Here is a 20,627-nt window from a genome sequence, read left to right on the forward strand (position 1 = left end):
CCGCACGATAACACCATAACGCGAAAAAGCCGGAGCGCCTTGCAGCGCCCCGGCCCTTTTCGTCGGTCAACCGCCGATCAGAACGGCAGGTTGTACAGCTTGGTCGCGTTGTCCTGCAGGACCTTCTTCTGGATCGTGCGATCGTAACCGCCCAGCACGTCCTTCAGATGCTCCTGCACGCCCGGATAGAGCGAGGTCGGATGCGGGAAATCGGTTTCGAACATCACTTTGTCGACGCCGATCGTCTCGAGCAGGATCTTGGGTGCGACCTTCTCGAACCAGAACGTGCACCAGAAGTGATCGCGGAAGTACTCGGCCGGGCGGCGGTTGAGCGTCTTCGAGAAGCGCGGCAGCATCTCGTTGAACTGGTGCTCCAGCGCCTCGATCGCGAACGGCACCCAGCCGGCGCCGCTTTCGATCAAGCCGATCTTGAGGTTGGGATGCTGGTCGAGACGGCCCGAAACGCACCAGTTGCCCAGCGTCGCGGCGTTGCCGATCGAGAACATCGTCGCAACCACCGACAACGTCTGCTCGAACTCGAAGCCTTCCCAGGTGATCGTGTTGGGATCGACACCCGAGTTGAGATGGAAGTTGAGCGGCATGCCGGTCGCGTCGCACATCTCGAGGACCGGGGTCCAATAGTCGTGCATGAAGCTGGGCACGCCGACACGCTCAGGGGTGTCGGGCAGCACGAAGCCGCGCAGACCGATGTCGTGGCAACGCCGCGCTTCGGTTTCCATGGCCGCCTTGTCCCAGAAGGGCAGGTGCGCCATGTTGAAGATGCGCTGGCCCGACGCTTCCTGGAATTCGGCCGAGGCATCGTTGTACATCTGCACGATCGCCAGAGCCAGGTCGTTGTCGCCCAGGCTCATCAGCGATCCGGCCTGCGTCACGCCCGAGTTCTGGAAGCCGATCTGGGCATAGACGCCCATGTCGTCCATCGCCTGCAGACGCTCCTTGAGCTGGTGACCACCGGGGTGGGCCTGCTCGAGCTTAGGGAAAGCAAGCCGACCGAGCAGCTTGTTGTTATCCTTGCGGATGACGTTGCCGCCCATCGAACCGAAGTTGCGATCGCCCACGTACCAGCGCTCGACGCCATCCTTGTCGAGCTTAACGTGCGGCACCTTGTCCTTGTACTTGGCAGGGGCGCGGCTGGTGAAGAGGTCTGGTGCCTCGGTGATGTGAGTGTCGGTGTCCACGATCTTGATGCCCTCGAACATCGGATCGAGGCCACCCGACTGCGTCGAGTAGTCAACCTCGCGGATGACGCCACCTTCGGTATAGCCCTCTGCGGACCAATACTTGCGGGCGTTCTCCGCGAACTCCTTGGTGTCGGCGTCTGCCATAATACTCTCCCGGAAAGCTCGAATGCGTCGATGTATCGTTATTTTGCGTACGACGCGCGTAAATTCAATGCGTCGCCCAACGCTGGCACGATGAATGGACCGGCGGGTCCGCCGTCCTCCCCAAAGGGCATGGCAAGCCTTGCGGGACAGCAAGGGTCAGGGCAAAGTCGATAACCACGGGAGAAGACGATGCCTGATACCGCCACGCTGGACGCGATCCGCGTCGACTTCGACGCGCCCGACAACGTGCCGAGGGATCGCATCGTCGACCTGAGCTTTGCGATGGGTTCGGCGCCCAACGATCTTGTCGACCCCTATGAACCCGTGGGCTGGCTGGCGGATCCTTCGATCCCGCGGCTGCTGTTCAGTCCGCCGGCCAGCCATGGGCTGGGGTCGATCTCGGGCAATCGCAACGGCAGCTGGGTGGTATCCCATTACGAGGATATCGAGCGCGTCTATTCCGACAACGACCACTTCTCCAACGCCGGGACCGCCGAATTCCAGCGCCTGATCGGCGAGACGTTCAAGTCGATCCCGCTGGCGATCGATCCGCCGGATCATTCCAGGTACCGCCTGTTCCTGATGCCGTTCTTCTCGCCGGCCCGGATCACCCGCGACATCGAGCCGCGCATCCGCCGCATTTGCGTCGAGATGATCGACGAATTCGTGGACAAGGGCGAAGTCGACATGGCGTGGGATTTCGCGCGCGTGTTTCCGGTCCGCATCTTCATGGGGCTGATGGGTTTTCCAGACGAAAAGTTCACCCAGTTCCTCGATTGGGAGTGGGACATCCTGCACTCGGGATCGCTCGAAAAGATGCAGGCGGCTCTGCGCAGCGTGCTGGAATACCTGCGCGGCTTCATCGCCGAAAAGGAAGCCAGCCCCGACGAACACCTCGTCTCCTCGATCGTCCACGGCAAGATCGAGGGTCGCGCGCTGACCGAAGACGAGAAGATCGGCACCGTCTGGTTCCTGTGGCTCGGCGGCCTCGATACCGTCGCCGCCACGATCGCGCAGATGTTCCGCCGCATGGCGTTGCAGCCCGAATTGCAGGACCGCATCCGCGACAATCCCGCAATCATCAACTCCGCCGTCGAGGAATTCCTGCGTACCCAGCCGATCCTGTCGTCGGCCCGCTCGGCGAAGCTCGACTTCGAATGGCACGGCATCCAGGTGAAGAAGGGCGAGACCTTTCAGTGCCTCAATCCCGCCGGCAACTTCGATCCTGCCCGCTTCGAAAACCCGCGCGAGTTCGATCCCGAGCGCAAGGCGAACCGCCACTTCACCTTCGTAGGCGGGGTTCACATCTGCCTGGGCGCCCACCTCGCCCGGCGCGAGCTGCGGGTGCTGCTTGAAGAATGGTTCAAGCGCATCCCGTCGTTCCGGGTGAAGCCGGGTGCCGACACCAGCGTATTCCCGGGCCTGATGTCGATCCGCAACCTGCCGCTGGAGTGGGACGTGAAACACGGCTGAGCCCTCGCCCGCTCTCTTTGTCGGAGCGGGCCGGCCTGGCGTGCGATCATGGCGCCACTAGAACGTGGTCGGCGCCTCGATCGGCGGATCGCTGCGGTGCGCCAAGGCATAGGCTTCCGCGGCCTTCATCACCCGCAGCGTGTTGCGGCTGGCGATCTTCTCCAGGTCCGCGCGGGAATAGCCGCGCCGGGCGAGTTCGGTGAACAGCGCCGGGTAGGTCGACACGTCCTCCAGACCGGTCGGCAGCGAGCCCAACCCGTCGAAATCCCCGCCCAGCCCGACATGGTCGATACCGGCTATCTTCACCGCATGGTCGATGTGGTCGGCGGCCTGCGCCAGCGTCGCCTTCGGACCGGGATTGGCCGCGAGCCAGTCGGCGTTCGCCTTGGCCGCAGCATCGGGATTGCCGATATGGAGCGCCGCGTTGCGCGCGACCTCCGCCTTCTTCGCCGCCGACCAGATGCGGACCTGGTCGCTGATGTAGTCGGGTGCGAAATCGACCATCACGATGCCGCCGTTCGCCTTGAGCCGCGCCAGCACGTCGTCGGGCACGTTGCGCGGGTGGCCCGTCACCGCCAGCGCGCCCGAGTGGCTGAAGATCACCGGCGCCTTCGCCACGTCCAGCGCATCGCGCATGGTGTCGGCGCTGACGTGGCTGAGGTCGACCAGCATGCCGAGGCGCTGCATCTCGCGCACCACGTCCCGACCGTAATCGGTGAGGCCGCCATGCACCGGTGCATCGGTCGCAGCATCGGCCCAGCTGGTGTTCTTGAAGTGCGTCAGCGTCATATAGCGCGCGCCCAACGCGTACATCTGGCGCAACACGCCCAGCGAGCCGCCGATCGAGTGGCCGCCCTCCATGCCCAGCAACGAGGCGATGCGACCGGCCTTCATCGCCCGCTCAACCTCGGCGGTGGTGGTGCAAAGCTGCAGATCCTGCGGATAGCGCGCGATCAGCCGCTTCATCACGTCGATCTGTTCGAGCGTGGCCTGCACCGCCTGCTGGTCGGTGAGATCGGCAGAGACATAGACCGACCAGAACTGCGCACCGACCCGGCCCCGGCGCAGCCGCGCGAGGTCGGTGTTCATCGCACCAAGGGCTTTGGCCGCATCGGCGGTGCCGGTGGTGTCGCGAAAGTCGAAGTCCGCAATCACGTCCTTGCGCCGCTCGCGCAGCTGCTCGGGCACGTCGTTATGCCCGTCCCATACCGGCGCGGCCTTCAGCGCGGCGGCGGCGGTCTGTTCGGGCGTGGCGGCAAGCGCACCGGGGGCGGCGACACAGGTGACGAGAGCGAGGGCAGGAAGCAGACGCATGATGATCCTTTTGCAGCCAGGCAACGCGAAGCGTGCGTCAGGACCGTGGTATCGCTTTCACTCCGGCACCGCTAATCGGGAATTATCGCGTCTGCGCGCGCTGCCCACGCCATTTGCGTTCGGCGACGTCCTTGAGCGCCATGTTCATCGCCTCACGCCCTGTCGCGAGCCGCGAGGCCAGCGTTCGCATCGCCATACCCGCCAGCGGACCGGCCAAGACCTCGCCGGTCGTCACACGACATCGGGTGGGCGAAAGCTCCTCGATCTCGACGAAGTGATCGACCTTGAGCAACCCTGCCAGCCGAGAGATGTTGAATTCCAGCAAGGCGTTCGGCCGCACCCGCGTGACCCTGGCGCGGGCCTTGCGCAGGCGCATGCCCTTGAGCTCGATCGCGAAACCGATCGTCCCACCCTCCACGGCATCGCCGCGGGTCTTGCGGTATAGCGGGTTCCAGCTGGACCATCCCGCGAAGTCGGACACGAAGTCCCACACCAGCTCGGGCGGTGCCTCGATGGTGACGCCGTGCTGAAGGCGATGGCCCTTGCTCCGCTCCGTGGTCGACGTGCGTTGTGCGATCGTCCCGGCAAGCTCGCTCACACCAGTGCCTTCGCGATCTCGCGCCAGTGCGCGCGCAGCGGTGCGAAGCCACCTTGCGGATCGGCGATGACCTGCAGGCAGACATGATCCGCCCCGGCATCGAGATGCGCCTGCACCCGCTCCACCACCGCGTCGACCGAGCCAATCGCGAACAGTGCATTCAGCAGGCGATCGCTGCAGGCGTCGATCTCGGCATCCTCGAAGCCGAGGCGCTTCCAGTTGTTGCGGTAGTTGGGCAGCCGCGCATAATGCTCGACCGCGCCCAGCGCCAGCGCCCGCGCCTTGACGGGATCGCTCTCGATCACGACGCCCTGTTCGGGCGCGAGCAACGTGCCCGGCCCCAGGATCTCGCGCGCCTGCGACGTGTGTTCGGGCGTGACGAGATAGGGATGCGCACCGGCCGTGCGTTCGCCCGACAAGGCGACCATCTTGGGGCCAAGCGCGGCGAGGCAGACGTGATCCATCGCCATGCCGGCCGCCTGCATCCCGTCGAGAAAGGCGCCGGTGGCCTCCAGCGGTTTGCCCCACTTCTCTCCGATGATGGGCCCATGGCTGACCCCGATGCCCAGCAATGTGCGCGCCTGCTCCGCCTCGCCCCTCGCGAGGTACCAGGCGGCGACGTCGGCGGGTTCATGCTTCCAGATGTTCAGGATGCCGCTGGCGATCACCGCCCGCTTGCTGGCAGCCAAAAGCTGCTCGATGTCGCCAAGCACGCCGTTGTCGATGCCGCCCGGCACCCACAATGCGCCAAAGCCCAGTTCGTCGAGTTCGGCGGTCGCCTCGAGCGCCTCCGCCCGATCCCAGTATCGCAGTTCGAGCGACCAGATGCCGATTTTGCCGATGGCGGGCGTGCTCATGCTGCGCTTCCTTGGTAATATGACTTGCCCGGTATCTAGGAGCCGCCCGCCCTTTCCTTCAAGCGCTTTGCCCGACCGGGCGGCACGCCATCGTCGGGGCGAGGCTTGATCGGGATCGCCTGCCGGCCTAGCCCCGCGGCGATGGACGAATTCGACTATATCGTCGCGGGCGCCGGCAGCGCGGGTTGCGTGCTGGCCAATCGTTTGAGTGCCGATCCGCGCAATCGCGTCCTGCTGCTCGAGGCTGGCGGGCGCGACAACTACGTCTGGATCCGGGTGCCTGTCGGCTATCTGTATTGCATCGGCAATCCCCGGACCGACTGGTGCCTGTCGACCCAGGGCGAGGAGCGGCTGGGCGGTCGCGCGCTGAAGTATCCGCGTGGCAAGGTGCTGGGCGGATCGTCGTCGATCAACGGCATGATCTACATGCGCGGGCAGGCCGCCGACTACGACGGCTGGCGCCAGGCGGACAATCCCGGCTGGGGGTGGGACGAGGTGCTGCCCTATTTCACCCGCGCCGAAGATCACTACGAAGGCGGCGATTTCCACGGCGTCGGCGGCGAGATCCGGGTCGAGAAGCAGCGGCTGCGCTGGGACATCCTCGAAGCCTTTCGCGAGGCGGCCGGGCAATACGGCGTCCCGGCGATCCCGGACTTCAACACCGGCGACAACGAAGGCTCCAGCTTCTTCCAGGTGACGCAGCGCAGCGGCTGGCGCTGGAGCGCGTCCGACGCGTTCCTCAAGCCGGTGCGGGGCCGCGCGAATCTCAAGGTCGTGACCGGCGCGCACGTCGACAAGGTGCTGGTCGAGGACGGGCGCGCGGTCGGTATCTGCTGGCGGCAGGGCGCGAAGTCGGGCGGGGAGCGGCGCGTGGCCCGCGCACGCGGCGAGGTGATCCTGTCCGGGGGCGCAATCGGCTCGCCGGCGATGCTGGAGCGCAGCGGCATCGGCGATGCGGCGGCCCTGCGCGACCTCGGCATCGCGCCACTGGTCGATCGGCCCGAGGTCGGCGCCAACCTGCAGGACCACCTGCAATTGCGCTGCGCCTTCAAGGTCTCGGGCGTGTCGACGCTGAACCAGCGCGCCGGGCACTTGTTCGGCAAGGCGCTGATCGGGCTGGAGTACCTTGCGCGGCGCAGCGGGCCGATGGCGATGGCGCCCAGCCAGCTTGGCCTGTTCGTGAAGAGCGACCCGCGCTTTGCCACCGCCAACCTGGAGTACCATGTCCAGCCCCTCAGCCTCGAGGCGTTCGGCGGCGCGCTCGACGTGTTCCCCGCCTTTACCGCCAGCGTCTGCAACCTGCGTCCCGAAAGCCGGGGCAGCTCGCGCATCGCCGATGCCGATCCCGACAGCGCCCCGGTCATCCGCCCCAACTATCTGTCGGCAACCGAAGACCGGCGGGTCGCCGCCGATGCCATCCGCATCACCCGCGCGATCGCGGCGCAGCCGGCGCTGGCGAAGTATCACCCCGAAGAAACACGTCCCGGCGTCGCGTTCCAGACGGAGGAGGACCTGGAACGCGCGGCGGGAGAGATCGGTACCACCATCTTCCATCCGGTCGGCACGGCGGCGATGGGCAGCGTGGTCGATGCGCGGCTGCGCGTGAACGGCGTCGATCGCCTGCGGGTGATCGATGCCTCGGTGATGCCCACGATCACTTCGGGCAACACCAACGCGCCCACCATGATGATCGCCGAAAAAGGGGCCGAGATGATTCGCGAGGATGCCCGCGCGCGAAGATGATGCGGCTGTCCGTGCCCACGCAGCCGATCATCGTCCCCGCGCGTTAATCGACCGAAGGAGCCTATCATGGTCGAAGCACGCTGGAACGGTAAGATCATCGCGAGCAGCGACGACACGCTCGTCGTCGAAGGCAATCATTACTTCCCGATCGACGCGGTGGACGCATCGGTCCTGCAACCCAGCGACACGACTTCGGTATGCCCCTGGAAGGGGACGGCCAGCTACCACTCGATCGAAGTCGATGGCGCGATCAACCGCGACGCGGCGTGGTTCTATCCGGAGCCCAAGGACGCCGCGGCGGAAATCCGTGGGCGCGTCGCCTTCTGGAAGGGTGTGGAAGTCGGCTGATCCGGGATCCCGCGCATGGCTTGCGACGACACGCCCGCCCGGATCATCGCGAAACTGGACCTCGCGCCGCACCCCGAAGGCGGCTGGTATCGGCAGACCTGGCAAGCCGGTGCGGATGGCGCAGAGCGTTCCGGCGGGACGGCGATCCACTTCCTGCTCGAAGCGCACCAGCGTTCGCATTGGCATCGCGTCGATGCTGCCGAGATCTGGCTATGGCACGCGGGCTCGCCGATCGCGCTGTCGATCGCAGCCGGGAATGCGGCGCCGGTCATGGTGCACCGGCTTGGACCCGATGTGCTGGCAGACGAAACCCCGCAGGTGCTGGTCCCGACCGGTCACTGGCAAGCCGCCGCGCCCATCGGCGGCTGGTCGCTGGTGAGTTGCGTCGTGGTGCCCGGCTTTTCGTTCGACGGCTTCGAACTTGCTGCGCCCGGCTGGCAGCCGGGCGTCTGACGCTTCAGCGCGTCAGGCGGGAGCGGTTGGCGCGCACGGCCTTGCTGTAGTGGCTCATGGTGCTGGCGGCGATGCCGCCGGGATCGGTGCCAAAGCTGCCCGCCGCAAGCGCCGTCGCCAGTTCGACTTGCGCCTGTACCTTTTCGGTGACCATCAGCCTAGCTTCGCTGTTCGCGGCGGCCCCGCCCTGCGCCATCCGGGCGCAACGCAGCCAGATCACCCAGCTCGCCTCGGCCCCGAGCATCCACGCCTGGGACGCCAGCATCGGCCATTGAATCGCGGCGGCTGCGGACTTGCGCGGCATCAGCTGCCTTCCACTTGGGCGTCGTTGCGCCGGGCATAGCCGATCGCGCGATCGATCACGCAAGCGGCACTCGCCGGCTTGGCGATCAGTTCCGCGCCCAGCGCCCGCACCGTCTCGTCATGGCGATCGAGATCGCCCGAATGCAGCAGGTAGGGAATACCGCGCTCGTCCAGCGCCCGGGCGACGGGCACGCAGGTCTCGCCATCCTTGAGCGTGACGTCGAGAATGGCGCTGTCGACCGGATCGCCGGCCTGCAGGATGGCCATGGCTTCGCGCACGCTGGAAGCGCACAATGCATTCGCACCGACATCCTCGGCGGCGAATTCCAGGTCCATCAGGATCAACGGCTCGTCCTCGAGCATCAGGATATTCATACCAAGGGATTCCCCGCGAATTGCTCGTGTCCGATCATGCGGGTATCACGATAGTGGCTACCAATCCGTCACTGTTCCACGTGCGCTCTATGGAGCCGCCGCCGTGACGCAGCATGCGATCGACGATCTGCGTGCCGGTCCCGCGCTCGTCGGGCGAGAACGGAATCGCAGGCCCGCCCTTCTCACGCCAGACCAGCACCAGCAAGCTGACGTCGTCGCGCTTTTCCTCGTGCCAATCGACCGCGACCTCGCCACCATCGCAGCACCAGGCCCCGAACTTGGTGGCGTTGGCCGCAAGCTCGTGCAGGACCAATCCGACGACCGAGACGGTGGCGAAGTGGACGCGCAGCCCGTTGCCGAGAAATTTGAGCCGCGTCTTGTCGGCGTCGTAAGGCGCCAGAATCGCGCGGATCGCCGGCCCGATCTCGATCGTACCGCTCGATGCTTCGTCCAGCGTGGTTTCGTAGGCACGGCCAAGCGCCTGTATGCGACCGTTGATTTCGGCAGCCTGGCCGGGAATGCCGCGCACCCGGCCGGTGATGTTGACGATGCCCGAGATCACCGCGAACATGTTCTTCATGCGGTGCGACAGCTCGCGCGCCATGATCCGGGCGTGCCGCTCTTCCGCGCGGGCCGCGCGCACGTCCGACACATCCCACTGGCTGCCGAAGAAATATGCCAGTTCACCGTTAGCGCGATAGATCGGCCCAAGGTGCAGCGCGTTCCAGAACGGCGTGCCGTCCTTGCGATAGTTGAGCAGTTCGACGAGCACCACATCCTCGTCCCGGATGGCGGCGCGGATCTTGTCGAGCTCGGCCTGGTCGGTTTCCGGCCCTTGCAGGAACCGGCAATTGCGGCCGACGACTTCGTGCTCCTCATAGCCGGTGAGGCTGCGAAAAGCGCGATTGGCGAACACGATGGGCGTATCGGGCTGCTTGGGGTCGGCAAGGCAGACCGCCATGCGGGTCTGCGCCATCGCCTGCTCGAACAGGACGCCGGACGAGCCGTAGAATCGGTCTTCGGGGCGATTGGTGCCCGGCAGGTCCGTTCCTGCGTTGTATCGGGTCTGGCCGGCATCCCAGCCTAGCGGGGCGTCCGACGGCACCTTGTCATCGTGCGACATCGATCGCCTTTGTTTATGGTCCAAAACTCAACCTGCGCTCTAGAATGCCCGCAGTTGCGAAGGGTTCCCGCATAGCAGCCCGCGCCCACCTTCGCACCTGCACCAAAATGTCACACTGTCCCGTATCGCTCCGCCCGTGCATGCTGGTCTGACGGGCCGCGTCGGTCGTGCGGAGCCGCCCGGCCTTGCCCCGGCTTCACCCGCACCCCACGTGCCTTGGGTCAGCAACGAGAAGGAACCGAGAATGACCGTCAACACAGCCGTCGCCCGCTACGAAGGCCTTGGCAAGACCGGCAAAGGCCACGTCTCGAGCCGCTCGGGCGTCATCGACGCGGATTATGGCTTCGCCACTCGTTTCGAGGATGCGCCGGGCACCAATCCGGAAGAGATGATCGCGGCGGCCCATGCCAGCTGCTTCACCATGGCGACCAGCTTCGCGCTTGCGAAGGCCGGCTATTCCGATGGTTCGCTCGAAACCGAATGCAAGGTGACGCTCAAGCCCGATGATGGCGGCTTTACGGTGACCAAGTCGGAGCTTTCGCTGACCGCGAAAATCGCCGGTATCGAGACGGCCGAATTCGAGAAGATCGCCGCCGAGGCCAAAGCCGGCTGCCCGATCTCCAAGGTGCTCAACTGCGAGATCACGTTGACGACCAACCTCGCAAGCTGATCGCGGGCCGACCGTCCGCCTTGCGACAGCGCGGGCGGCGGGCGGCGCCCGTCTTTATCGGATCGCGATCAGGGCTGCGGCTTGGGCTCGGTAAAGCGTTGGCGGTCGGTCCAGCCGCAACCGGCGCGAACCTCCTCGCCCAGCTTCAGCGTGACCACGAAGGGGAAGCCGCGATCCGACATGCCATCGCTGCAGGCGCCCGGCGTGATGGTCATGTCGAAGCTCTTGTCGGCCAGCATTCCACTCAATCCCAAGCCGTTGCGCCCGGCGAAACGCCGCACCGCGACCCTGGTGCCCGCCGGCGTGGCGGGGGTCGTGTAAGTCAGCGTGTCGCCCCGCGCCTCGCCGCCCCAGAACGGTTCGGTGCCGAGAAAATGCAGCGTCTCGGTCTCGGCGATGCCATGGAATGGACGCGGGGAATCCTCGTCGCCCGGAACCCCGCCGTTGCCGTCACCGCCTCGCGCGTGACAACCCGACAGGACGAGGCAGGCGAGCGCGGACAGCGCGATGGTTCGGCGAAATGTCATGACCGTCCTCTATCACCGAGATGGCGCGACCGCATCTTTTCCCAACACCTCGATCAGCGACCGCGCGGCGGCCGGCGCCCGCTCCTTTGCTCCAGCGATGAAGAAGGTGAAGACGTCGCGTCCATCCTTGGCCCAGTGCCGGGCCTTGCTTGCCCAGTCGTCGAGCTCGGGCCGGGGATAGCCGTTCGCCTCCTCCGCCCGGCAGCGCTGCAGGCGCGCATAGACGAAGGGTCCGTCGGCGCGATCGAAGTCGGCGAACTTGTCGCTTTGCGCCACCACCACGGCGACGCCGGCGTTCCTCGCCAAATCGTAGAACGCGGGATCGTCGAAGCTTTCATGCCGCGCCTCGATCGCATGGCGCAGCGGCACGCCTTCGTGGCTGGCCGGCAACAGCGCCAGGAACGCGGCGATCTCGTCAGCATCAAACTGTTTGGTGCCCTTGAGCTGCCAGTTGATCGGGCCCAGCTTGTCGCCGAGTTCGACCAGCCCCTGATTGACGAACTTCGCCACGGACTCGCCCGCCTCGCCCAGGTTCTTGCGATTGGTGCAATAGCCTGATCCTTTCACCGCAAACCGGAAGTACGCGGGCACCGCATCGCGCCACTTGGCGAAGCTGGCCGGTTTCTGCAGGCGGTAGAACGTGGCGTTGATCTCGGTAGCGGTGAGATGCGCGCCCAGATATTCCAGTTCGCGCGCCTGAACGAGGCCCTTGGGGTAGAAGTTGTCACGCCACGGCTCGTAGATCCAGCCGCCGACGCCGATCCGGATCGCGCCCTTTTGGCTCATCGCAACTTGCCCCCTGCTATGTGTTCGTTCCTGCGCGACGAACGCGCTATACGGCGCGGTATCATTCCGGGACAGCGAACGGCAACAAAGCCGGTTCCCCCGATGGAACAGGAGCAAAGCTCATCGCGTTGCGGCAGCGACAGGGTTTGAGACGAAGGCGAGGATCGATCGTGACTCCCGGCAATGCCAAGGCGATCAGGATATCGGGTGCCGTGCTGGTGGGCGGGTTGGCGACCGGCATGCTCCTGGCCATGGCGATGCCAACCGAGATGAAACGCAAGTCCGAAACCTGGCGCGACCTGCTCGGGCTGCAGCGGACGGTCAGCGATGACGACATGGTGCCGGTCTATGCCCCGCCCGAGGACCTGACCCCGGTACAGTGGCAGAGCGCGGCTGACGAGTATCCCGGCTCGAACAGGGCAAACGCGCTAGATCGAATCTATGCGGATCAGCAAGCCACGCAGCTTTCCGGCCCGTCGGATGCCGTTTCGCTGCCCGACCGGGAGCAGGATCAGGAGCCCGAGATCGGCCATCCCATGGATGATGATGTCGCCGCGCAGTCCGCTCAGGCGGCCGATGCCGTTGCCAGCGAGGTGACTGTGGTGCAACAGGATCCGGCTCCCGCTGCGATTGCGCCTGCGGTGATCGCCGTACCGGTCACCTAGGAAGCGGGTAACGTCGCAACCGTGCGACCTTGTCTGAAAAACGTAGCGTTCATCCTGGCGTCAGCCGCGAGGCCCTAGCCGCCGCGTCGATCGAAATTGTCAGGATTTTCAATGGGCGCGACGCGCATGGTTATGGCGATGGCGGTACTGGCCATCGGTGCGGGCGCGTTTCTGGCCGTGTCGACGATCCCCGCGCTGGAGCCGTACCGAATCGCAAAGCACGAGGGTAACGCTCCGCTCGTGGCCGCGCGCGACTCCGAACAGGACGTCCGGCAGCTTCCCGAATATGGCGTGCCGCCGCCAAACGGCAGCTCCGGCCAGACGCCGCGCCCCGGCATGCAGGACCAGTCGCAGGTGCTTGAACTGCCCCGCTGGGTCGAGGACGGCGGTGAGTGGCTGGTCGCGGGTCGGCGCGCCTGGCGCGACTGGGTGGAGCCCGGCGATGCCGACGCGGAGCCTTTCGATACCGGCGGCCCCGTTCGCGGCCACGATTATGGCTACGGCTATCGCGACGACGACCGCCGCAACTATCGGCAGGACTACGCCCCTGGCTATCAACCCCGGGGCGAGCGCCACTGGCGCGACGAGGACGACGGTGCCGAGACGCCCTACGGCGAGCAGCAGCAGCAATGGATCCAGCCGCTGCCGCCCTCGACCCCTGCCCTGGCGCAATCCGGCGGCTATGGCGAGCCACCGCAGACCCGTCGCGAGTCAGGGACGATGCGCCAGCGCGCGCCGGCCCCGGCCGACGATGCCGCCGATAGCGCGGCCGAACGGGCGCGACAGGCCGCGCAGGACGTCCGCGCCGCCGAGAGCCTGCAATAGGGTTGCGCGCGGACACGCCCCGACCGCAAAGCTGTGGGAAAGCCCCCTCCCGCCCGGTTCCGAATCGGTACGGTTCGCGCGTAAGGCGCAACCGGTGAGCGCATCCATCGTCATCGGTACCGAACCCAACGGCACGCCCCTTACCATCGATGTGGGCGAACTGCTGGCGACGCGCCTGCTGGTCCAGGGCAACTCGGGTTCGGGCAAGTCGCACCTGCTGCGCCGTCTGCTCGAGGAAAGCGCCCCGCTGGTGCAGCAGATCGTGATCGATCCCGAAGGCGACTTCGTGACGCTGGGCGAGGCGTTCGGCCATGTCGTGATCGATGGATCCGCCTATGCCGAGGGCGAGATCGTGCGCCTGGCGCAACGCATCCGCGAGCATCGCGCCTCGGTGGTCCTCGCGCTCGACGAGCTGGAGATCGACCAGCAGATGAAGTGCGCCGGCCAGTTCCTGTCGGCGCTATTCGATGCCCCGCGCGAGCAGTGGTATCCGGCGCTGGTGGTGGTCGACGAAGCGCAGATGTTCGCGCCTGCCGCCGCCGGAGAAGTCAGCGAGGAAGCCCGCCGGATCAGCCTGGCGGCGATGACCAACCTGATGTGCCGGGGCCGCAAGCGTGGCCTCGCCGGCGTGATCGCTACCCAGCGCCTCGCCAAGCTGGCCAAGAACGTCGCCGCCGAGGCCAGCAACTTCCTGATGGGCCGCACCTTCCTCGACATCGACATGGCGCGCGCCGCCGATCTGCTCGGCATGGAGCGCCGCCAGGCCGAGGCGATCCGCGACCTTGCGCGCGGGCAGTTCCTGGGCCTCGGCCCCGCGATCAGCCGGCGCCCCGTAGCGGTCAACATCGGCAAGGTGCGCACCGGCAGCCGCGCGGTGGTGCAAAGCTTCACCCCGCCGCCGACCTCAAACCCTGAGGAACTGCACGCGTTGCTGCACGACAACCTGGCCGAGCCGGCGCGCGAGCCGCGCCCGGTGCCGGTGCGCGCCGATCCGGACGCGCTGGTCGAACAGATCGTCGCCAGCGAGAACGCCGAGCCCGCTCCTGGCGCGCGCCGCCGTCCGGACCTGCCGCTGTTCGACGAGATCGAGACCGAAACCGCCTTTGCCGAGATCCTGAGCGCGATGGCGGCCGAGGAAGGCTGCACCTTCCAGCCCGCTGCGACGCTGTTCCAGGACTTCACCTTGCGCTGCCGGATGCGCGGCATTTCGACCCGCTCGTTCGACGTCACACGCTTTCGCCGTGGCTTCGCGATGGCAGTGGCGGGCATCGAAGATCCCAACGACGAGCGCTGGGCCGACTTGCTGGAGCTTGCCACCGGGGTGCCGGACGAGCTGCTGGCCCCGTTCCTGCTGATCGGCCGTGCCGCCACCGAAGGCCGCCCTTGCCCCGAAGACGCCGAACTGGCCGAGATCTACGGCACCAGCTCGCCGCGCCGGATCCAGCGCCTGCTCGACTATCTGGAAAAGGACGGGCTGATCGTGGTGCGTACCGACTTTTCGGGCAAGCGCTCGGTCGGGCTGCCGCATCTGGGTCTGGCCACCGGCACCATCGCGGCGTAACGTCGCCCCATGGCCGAGATCGTCAACCTGAGGCAGGCGCGCAAGGCCCGCAAACGTGCCGACGACGCAGCGCAGGCGCAAGCCAACCGTGCGCGCCACGGCGTCACCAAGGCCGAACGCCGAACCGTGCAGGATAACGCCGACCGGCTCGAACGCACGCTCGACGGCGCGCGGCGGACGCCGGACTGATGCGCTCGACTTATCACGACGCTTCGGTGCGGTTGTACCATCTCGACGATGCTGGCGAAGGTGGCGCGGCGACGACGCTGTTCTACGGTCCGCTGTCCGAAGCGCTGGCGGTGGCCGCACAGCAGGACGAGGCGACGCAAGAGGGCCTGTGGCTGGCGACGGACAACGATGTGGTGGCTTACCTCGATCTGCAGGACTGAAGGTCGCTAACCCAAGCTTCGTCATTCCCGCGCACGCGGGAATCCATCTCCTGAGCTGTCGATTGCCACTATGGTGTGTGCACACACCCACCACGCCTCACGGCCGCGCTCCTGCTCACCGCCGCTCTACCGGCACGAGCAGGAGATGGATTCCCGCCTGCGTGGGAACGACGAAGTGTTGGTGAGAGGTGTGCCTGCGAAACTATTGGGCACGCGCCCTCGCCCGCTGGCGAGTGCGGGGTTACGCCTCAAGCAAACACGGCGGACGTTGCGACCGGCGCGGACCCTGGCACGACAGGGTTGGCTCGCGTTCCATCTCGCGACCGGTCGACGGGGGAACGCGCAAGCGGACCGTCAACTCGACCTCTGTTGTGCGAAGGCCCCGGCGCTAGAGGTTCGCAAAGTCACGCCGGTCGAACGTTCGGGAGAGCCTCCGGGCGTACCGTCGGTATTTCCGATCGTAAATGCTTCGCATCGGTGCAGGCGCCCGTCTGTAAGCGCCGGCCGCACGGCGCGGGTTGGTGTCGAACATGGCCATGTCCACCCGCACCCGCCGTTTGCCGGAACGAAGCCGAAGCTTGTTCCAGCGGATGCAGCATATAACCGATACGGTTCACTATGTCAAGACCGGTGATTGTGCCCGCGCGTGTCATGTCCTACCGGCTGCAGTGATGGCGAGCCTGGACGAGCACCTCGAAGCGGCACTGGCGCGCGTGGACGCAGCCGGGCGGCGGCGCGTGCTGCGTGCGACCGCGCTGGCCGGCAGCGGGCGTATCGAGCGCGGTGGCGACACCCTGCTCGATTTTTCCAGCAACGACTATCTCGGCCTCGCCACCCACCCCTTGCTTAAGCAGCGCGCGCAAGAATGGACCGCGCGCCATGGCACCGGCAGCGGCGCCTCGCGGCTGGTCACCGGGACCAGCGAGGCCGTGCTCGCACTCGAGGCGCGGATTGCCGCGTTCAAGGGGACGCAAGCCGCGCTGGTGTTCGCCTCGGGTTGGCAGGCGAACGCCGCCGCGATCCCCGCGCTGCTGGCGGCCCTGCCGGGCGCGGCGGTGTTCAGCGATCGGTTGATCCACGCCAGCATGCACGCCGGACTCGCCATATCCGGCACACGCCAGCACCGTTTCCGCCACAACGACCTCGACCACCTCGCAACGCTACTCGCCACCAAGGGCGCCGATGCGCCGGCGCGGGTGATCGTGACCGAGAGCGTGTTCAGCATGGACGGCGACGTCGCCGACCTGCCTGCGCTGGTGGCGCTAGCCCGCGCCCACGACGCCGTGCTGTTCGTCGACGAGGCGCATGCCAGCGGGGTGATGGGTCCGCGCGGCGCCGGGTTATCGGCGTTGGTGCCCAAGACAACCCAGGGCGGCGTCGACGTGATCATGGGCACCTTCAGCAAGGCATTCGGCGGTTTCGGCGCCTATGTCGCGGGATCGCGCGCGCTGATCGACTGGCTGACCAATGCGGCGAGCGGCTTCGTGTTCTCGACCGCGCTGCCGCCCGGCGTGCTTGGCGCGATCGACGCCGCGCTCGATCTGGTGCCCAGCATGGACACTGAACGCGCGCATCTTACGGCGCTGGCCACGCGGCTGCGCGAGGGCCTCGCCGCACTCGGCCTCGATCATGGCGCGTCGGCCAGCCAGATCGTGCCGGCGGTGATCGGTGCCGAAGGCGAGGCGATGGCGCTCGCCGCCGCGCTGGAACAACGCGGCTTCCTCGCCGCCGCGATCCGCCCGCCGACGGTCCCGCCCGGCACCAGCCGCTTGCGCCTGGCCCTGCGCGCCGCGCATACGCACGCCGACATCGACACATTGCTGGAGGCGATCGCCACATGCCGCTGAGCCTGATCTTCTACCACGGCTGGGGCTTCGACGCCGCTTACTGGGATGCCCTCGCCGCGTTGCTGCCCGAGTATCCGCAGCAGCGCGACGACGCCGGCTACTTCGGAGCGCCCGCAACGCCGGCTGCGAACGAGCCGTACCTGGCGGTGACGCACAGCTATGGCACCATGCGCCTGCTCGCCGCGCCGCCATCAGGCTTGGTCGGACTGGTCGCGATCGCCGGGTTCGACCGTTTCACCGCGACCGACGACTTTCCCGGCACGCCGTTTCGCGTCGTCGATCGGATGGTCAGCGCGGTGGTGCAGGAGCCCGAGACCGTCCTGGCCGACTTCCACGCTCTGTTCGACAGCACGGTTCCGGGCGGCGTCGTCGACGCGGACCGCCTGCAGACCGACCTCATCGGCCTGCGCGATGGCGATATGCGCGAGGCCGCTGGCGGGATCGGCGTCCCGATCCTGTCGCTCCAGGCCGAAAAGGATAGCTTGCTGGCGGTGGGCTTGCGCGAAACGGCGTTCGCCACGGTCGAGGGGGTGATGCGCCGCACCCATCCCGACGCCGGACACTTGCTCGCGCGCGAAGACCCGGCCTGGTGCGCACAGGCGATCCGCGATTTCGCCGCGACGCTGGCGTGAGATCGATAAGGTGAGCGAGCCCGTGGCGCGCGCCTTTGCCGCTGCCGCCGGTTACGACCGCCATGCCCGCGTCCAGCGCCTCGCCGCGCGCGAGCTGGCGCGCCGCATCGCCACGCTGCCGCTGCCGCGCCGCCTTCGCGTGCTGGAGATCGGCTGCGGCACCGGGTTGCTCACCCAGGCGCTGCGCGACGAAGGCCTGTCGGGCGAATGGCTGATCACTGACCTGGCCGCGGCGATGCTCGATCGCGCGCAGACGCGGCTTGGGGATGCAGTGACGTACGCCGTGCTGGATGGCGAGCATGACACGCCGGCGGGTGGTCCGTTCGACCTCATCTGCTCCAGCCTGGCGACGCAGTGGTTCGTCGACGAGCCCGCCGCGCTCGCGCGCTGGCGCGCGTGGCTGGCGCCCGGCGGTCAGATCATGGTGGCGACGCTGGGCCCCAGCACCTTTGCCGAGTGGCGCGAGGCGCACGAGGCGCAAGGGCTGACCCCCGGCACTCTGGCATTCACGCCGCTGCCCGCCTTCGCCGCGCTGGATCTGGCGAATCCCCTCACCATCGACCGCTATCGCGAGCGCCATGCCGATGCGCGCGCGTTCCTCCATGCCTTGCGTGCGATCGGGGCGCAGACCGCCGCCGCCGATCACCGCCCGCTTGTCCCCGCCGCGCTGCGCCAGGTCATGCGCCGCTTTGAGGCTAACGGCGCGATTGCCAGCTACGAGGTGGTGACGTGCCACCTCGCCCGCGCTAGCTAGCCACGATGAGCCAGACCATCATCGTCACCGGCACCGACACCGGGATCGGCAAGACCGTGTTCGCCGCCGCGCTGACCGGCGCGCTGCAGGCCTCGTACTGGAAGCCGGTGCAGGCCGGGCTCGAAGCCGACGGCAGCGGCGATCGCGACACCGTCGCGCGGCTTTCCGGCGTCACGCCCGAACGTATCCTCCCCGAAGCCTGGCGCCTGGCCACGCCATGCTCGCCGCACCGCGCCGCCGAGATCGACGGCGTGACCATCGACATCGCCGCGCTTACGCCCCCGCGCGTCGAAGGGCCGCTGGTGATCGAGGGCGCGGGTGGGGTGCTGGTACCCGTCACCCGCACGCACACGTTCGCCGATGTGTTCGCGCGATGGGGCCACCCGGCGGTGATCGTCGCGCGGACCGAACTTGGCACCATCAATCACACGCTGCTCAGCATCGAGGCCTTGCGTGCACGCGGCGTGCCGATCCTGGGCGTCGCCTTCGTCGGCGAGGCGAACGACGACAGCGAAGCCACGATCGCGCAGATGGGCGCGGTGAAACGCCTCGGCCGCCTGCCCCGGCTCGCCCGGCTCGACGCGCAATCACTGGCGATCGCCTTTGCCCGCAACTTCCGGGTGGAGGATTTCGCCGCGTGACCTCGCCCATCTGGCACCCCTTCACCCAGCATGGGCTGGGCGAGCCGATCCCGCTGATCGAGCGGGCACAAGGCGCGCTGCTGCATACGGCGGACGGCCATGCAGTGATCGACGCGATCTCGTCGTGGTGGGTGACCACGCACGGGCACTGCCATCCCCGGATCATGGCTGCGATCGCCGAACAGACGCAGCGGCTCGACCAGCTGATCTTCGCCGGCTGGACGCACGAACCGGCAGAGACGCTGGCCACCGGCCTCACCGCGATCATGCCCAAAAGCCTGACTAGGGTGTTCTTCTCCGACTCCGGCTCGACCAGCGTCGAAGTCGCGCTGAAGATGGCGCTGGGGTATTGGGCGGCCCGAGACGAACCACGCCACCGCATCGTGGTGATGGAGCATTCCTATCACGGCGACACCATCGGCGCGATGTCCGTGGGCGCGCGCGGGGTGTTCAACCGCACGTACGAGCCGCTGCTGTTCGACGTCTCGCGCATACCCTTCCCGGCTGCCGGCGCGGAGCAGGCGACGCTCGACGCGCTGGAGGCGCTGTGCCGCGCGGGCGACGCGGCTGCGCTGATCGTCGAGCCGCTGATCCTGGGCGCGGGCGGCATGCTGGTTTACGCGCCGCAAGTGCTGGCGCAGATGCACGCGATCTGTGCCGCGCACGACGTGCTGTTCATCGCCGACGAGGTGATGACCGGCTGGGGCCGTACCGGCACGCTGCTGGCGTGCGAGCAGGCCGGCATCGTCCCCGACATCCTGTGCCTGTCCAAAGGGCTGACCGGCGGCGCGATCCCCCTGGCCGTGACGATGGCCAGCGAGGCGGTGTTCCAGGCGCACTGGTCGACCGACCGCGCGCGGATGTTCTTCCACTCGTCCAGCTACACCGCCAATCCCATCGCCTGCGCCGCCGCCAATGCCAACCTGGCGATCTGGCGCGAGGAACCCGTACTGGAACGCGTCGCCACGCTGTCGGCGATGCAGGCCGAGCGGATCGAGACGTTGGCCCGCTATTGCCATTTCGACAATCCGCGCACCCTGGGCACCATCGCCGCGCTCGATCTCAAGACGGGCGAAGGCGCGGGATATCTCGACACCCTCGCCCCACGCCTCGCCGCCTTCTTTCGCGAAAACGGCGTGTTGCTGCGGCCGCTGGGCAACACCGTCTATGTCATGCCGCCCTACTGCATCACCCGCGAGCAGCTGGGCCAAGTGTGGGATGCCATAGGCGAGGCGGCGATCACCCACTGACGCCATGATAGCGGCGGCGGGTATGTGGCATCACCCGCAGCCGGTGGCATTTGGTTGACCATTACGGTATGATGACAGCATCGCCGATCCCGAAGACGCACTTCGGCGACTGAGAGACCATGCGCTCCCGCCACCAGGAGAGCTGCC

General features: G+C 67.1%; 24 protein-coding genes. 15 read left to right on the forward strand and 9 right to left on the reverse strand.

All coding sequences use genetic code 11. The annotated features are described in order from the left end of the window. Positions 1–77: 77 nt before the first annotated feature. On the reverse strand, positions 78–1,346 hold the full coding sequence (locus ACXJ1Z_RS05465; protein WP_463780125.1) for an amidohydrolase family protein: 1,269 nt from the start codon (positions 1,344–1,346) through the stop codon (positions 78–80). A gap of 189 nt (positions 1,347–1,535) precedes the next feature. Here ACXJ1Z_RS05465 and ACXJ1Z_RS05470 point away from each other — a divergent pair, with 189 nt between their 5' ends. Then, positions 1,536–2,819 carry a cytochrome P450 gene (locus tag ACXJ1Z_RS05470; RefSeq protein ID WP_463780126.1) on the forward strand — a complete coding sequence of 428 codons (1,284 nt, stop codon included), beginning with the start codon at positions 1,536–1,538 and terminating at the stop codon, positions 2,817–2,819. Positions 2,820–2,876: 57 nt separating this feature from the next. On the opposite strand, the gene ACXJ1Z_RS05475 is transcribed toward ACXJ1Z_RS05470, so the two are convergent. The 3 genes from ACXJ1Z_RS05475 to ACXJ1Z_RS05485 all read right to left on the reverse strand — a co-directional run bounded on the left by ACXJ1Z_RS05475 (position 2,877) and on the right by ACXJ1Z_RS05485 (position 5,588). Next, positions 2,877–4,133 (reverse strand): dipeptidase, encoded by a 1,257-nt coding sequence (locus ACXJ1Z_RS05475; protein ID WP_463780127.1) that lies wholly within the window; start codon positions 4,131–4,133, stop codon positions 2,877–2,879. A gap of 82 nt (positions 4,134–4,215) precedes the next feature. Beyond that, the gene (locus ACXJ1Z_RS05480; protein WP_463780129.1) at positions 4,216–4,731 is read right to left on the reverse strand and encodes an SRPBCC family protein; all 516 of its coding nucleotides are present in this window, start codon (positions 4,729–4,731) and stop codon (positions 4,216–4,218) included. Continuing rightward, positions 4,728–5,588: a TIGR03620 family F420-dependent LLM class oxidoreductase gene (locus tag ACXJ1Z_RS05485; RefSeq protein ID WP_463780130.1), complete on the reverse strand. Its 861-nt coding sequence runs from the start codon at positions 5,586–5,588 to the stop codon at positions 4,728–4,730. Before ACXJ1Z_RS05485 ends, ACXJ1Z_RS05480 begins: the two co-directional genes overlap by 4 nt. Before the next feature lie 141 nt (positions 5,589–5,729). Between ACXJ1Z_RS05485 and ACXJ1Z_RS05490 the strand changes: the two genes are divergently transcribed. From ACXJ1Z_RS05490 to ACXJ1Z_RS05500, 3 genes are all read left to right on the forward strand, one after another. Further along, positions 5,730–7,331 (forward strand): GMC family oxidoreductase, encoded by a 1,602-nt coding sequence (locus ACXJ1Z_RS05490; protein WP_463780132.1) that lies wholly within the window; start codon positions 5,730–5,732, stop codon positions 7,329–7,331. A 66-nt stretch (positions 7,332–7,397) separates the two neighbouring features. After that, positions 7,398–7,679 (forward strand): DUF427 domain-containing protein, encoded by a 282-nt coding sequence (locus tag ACXJ1Z_RS05495; protein WP_463780133.1) that lies wholly within the window; start codon positions 7,398–7,400, stop codon positions 7,677–7,679. Positions 7,680–7,694: 15 nt separating this feature from the next. Then, positions 7,695–8,132: a cupin domain-containing protein gene (locus ACXJ1Z_RS05500; RefSeq protein WP_463780135.1), complete on the forward strand. Its 438-nt coding sequence runs from the start codon at positions 7,695–7,697 to the stop codon at positions 8,130–8,132. Between the two features lie 4 nt (positions 8,133–8,136). Here the strand turns inward: ACXJ1Z_RS05500 and ACXJ1Z_RS05505 are convergent, their stop codons facing one another. Genes ACXJ1Z_RS05505 through ACXJ1Z_RS05515 form a run of 3 tightly spaced genes read right to left on the reverse strand, consistent with a single transcriptional unit; the run spans position 8,137 to position 9,933 of the window. Continuing rightward, positions 8,137–8,436: a hypothetical protein gene (locus tag ACXJ1Z_RS05505; RefSeq protein WP_463780137.1), complete on the reverse strand. Its 300-nt coding sequence runs from the start codon at positions 8,434–8,436 to the stop codon at positions 8,137–8,139. Next, positions 8,436–8,810 (reverse strand): response regulator, encoded by a 375-nt coding sequence (locus ACXJ1Z_RS05510; protein WP_463780138.1) that lies wholly within the window; start codon positions 8,808–8,810, stop codon positions 8,436–8,438. Before ACXJ1Z_RS05510 ends, ACXJ1Z_RS05505 begins: the two co-directional genes overlap by 1 nt. A 34-nt stretch (positions 8,811–8,844) precedes the next feature. Then, entirely contained in the window at positions 8,845–9,933 is a 1,089-nt protein-coding gene (locus ACXJ1Z_RS05515) for a PAS domain-containing protein (RefSeq protein WP_463780139.1), read from the reverse strand. A gap of 244 nt (positions 9,934–10,177) precedes the next feature. On the opposite strand from ACXJ1Z_RS05515, the gene ACXJ1Z_RS05520 reads away from it, so the two are divergent. Then, positions 10,178–10,603, forward strand: coding sequence for an OsmC family protein (locus ACXJ1Z_RS05520; RefSeq protein ID WP_463780141.1), 426 nt, complete (start codon positions 10,178–10,180; stop codon positions 10,601–10,603). Positions 10,604–10,671: 68 nt separating this feature from the next. Here the strand turns inward: ACXJ1Z_RS05520 and ACXJ1Z_RS05525 are convergent, their stop codons facing one another. Continuing rightward, on the reverse strand, positions 10,672–11,130 hold the full coding sequence (locus ACXJ1Z_RS05525) for a COG3650 family protein (RefSeq protein WP_463780142.1): 459 nt from the start codon (positions 11,128–11,130) through the stop codon (positions 10,672–10,674). A 12-nt stretch (positions 11,131–11,142) separates the two neighbouring features. Further along, positions 11,143–11,916 carry a DUF72 domain-containing protein gene (locus ACXJ1Z_RS05530; RefSeq protein ID WP_463780143.1) on the reverse strand — a complete coding sequence of 258 codons (774 nt, stop codon included), beginning with the start codon at positions 11,914–11,916 and terminating at the stop codon, positions 11,143–11,145. 170 nt (positions 11,917–12,086) lie between these two features. On the opposite strand from ACXJ1Z_RS05530, the gene ACXJ1Z_RS05535 reads away from it, so the two are divergent. The 10 genes from ACXJ1Z_RS05535 to ACXJ1Z_RS05580 all read left to right on the forward strand — a co-directional run bounded on the left by ACXJ1Z_RS05535 (position 12,087) and on the right by ACXJ1Z_RS05580 (position 20,480). Next, on the forward strand, positions 12,087–12,581 hold the full coding sequence (locus ACXJ1Z_RS05535; RefSeq protein WP_463780144.1) for a hypothetical protein: 495 nt from the start codon (positions 12,087–12,089) through the stop codon (positions 12,579–12,581). A gap of 96 nt (positions 12,582–12,677) precedes the next feature. Further along, positions 12,678–13,406 carry a hypothetical protein gene (locus ACXJ1Z_RS05540; RefSeq protein ID WP_463780146.1) on the forward strand — a complete coding sequence of 243 codons (729 nt, stop codon included), beginning with the start codon at positions 12,678–12,680 and terminating at the stop codon, positions 13,404–13,406. Positions 13,407–13,500: 94 nt separating this feature from the next. Then, positions 13,501–14,967, forward strand: a complete 1,467-nt coding sequence (locus tag ACXJ1Z_RS05545) for a helicase HerA domain-containing protein (RefSeq protein ID WP_463780147.1) — start codon at positions 13,501–13,503, stop codon at positions 14,965–14,967. Positions 14,968–14,976: 9 nt separating this feature from the next. Continuing rightward, positions 14,977–15,156: a DUF4169 family protein gene (locus ACXJ1Z_RS05550; RefSeq protein WP_463780149.1), complete on the forward strand. Its 180-nt coding sequence runs from the start codon at positions 14,977–14,979 to the stop codon at positions 15,154–15,156. Then, the gene (locus ACXJ1Z_RS05555; protein ID WP_463780151.1) at positions 15,156–15,356 is read left to right on the forward strand and encodes a hypothetical protein; all 201 of its coding nucleotides are present in this window, start codon (positions 15,156–15,158) and stop codon (positions 15,354–15,356) included. The genes ACXJ1Z_RS05550 and ACXJ1Z_RS05555 overlap by 1 nt, the downstream gene beginning before the upstream one ends. A 671-nt stretch (positions 15,357–16,027) precedes the next feature. After that, positions 16,028–17,203 (forward strand): 8-amino-7-oxononanoate synthase, encoded by a 1,176-nt coding sequence (gene bioF, locus ACXJ1Z_RS05560; RefSeq protein WP_463780153.1) that lies wholly within the window; start codon positions 16,028–16,030, stop codon positions 17,201–17,203. Next, on the forward strand, positions 17,194–17,835 hold the full coding sequence (locus tag ACXJ1Z_RS05565; RefSeq protein ID WP_463780154.1) for an alpha/beta fold hydrolase: 642 nt from the start codon (positions 17,194–17,196) through the stop codon (positions 17,833–17,835). Before bioF ends, ACXJ1Z_RS05565 begins: the two co-directional genes overlap by 10 nt. A gap of 10 nt (positions 17,836–17,845) precedes the next feature. Further along, positions 17,846–18,589: a methyltransferase domain-containing protein gene (locus ACXJ1Z_RS05570; RefSeq protein ID WP_463780156.1), complete on the forward strand. Its 744-nt coding sequence runs from the start codon at positions 17,846–17,848 to the stop codon at positions 18,587–18,589. Between the two features lie 5 nt (positions 18,590–18,594). Next, positions 18,595–19,230 (forward strand): dethiobiotin synthase, encoded by a 636-nt coding sequence (gene bioD / locus ACXJ1Z_RS05575; RefSeq protein ID WP_463780158.1) that lies wholly within the window; start codon positions 18,595–18,597, stop codon positions 19,228–19,230. Further along, a complete protein-coding gene (locus ACXJ1Z_RS05580; RefSeq protein WP_463780159.1) occupies positions 19,227–20,480 on the forward strand; it encodes an adenosylmethionine--8-amino-7-oxononanoate transaminase in 1,254 nt (417 codons plus the stop codon). The genes bioD and ACXJ1Z_RS05580 overlap by 4 nt, the downstream gene beginning before the upstream one ends. The last annotated feature ends 147 nt before the right edge of the window (positions 20,481–20,627 follow it).

This window comes from Novosphingobium sp. TK46 (genome assembly GCF_055361525.1).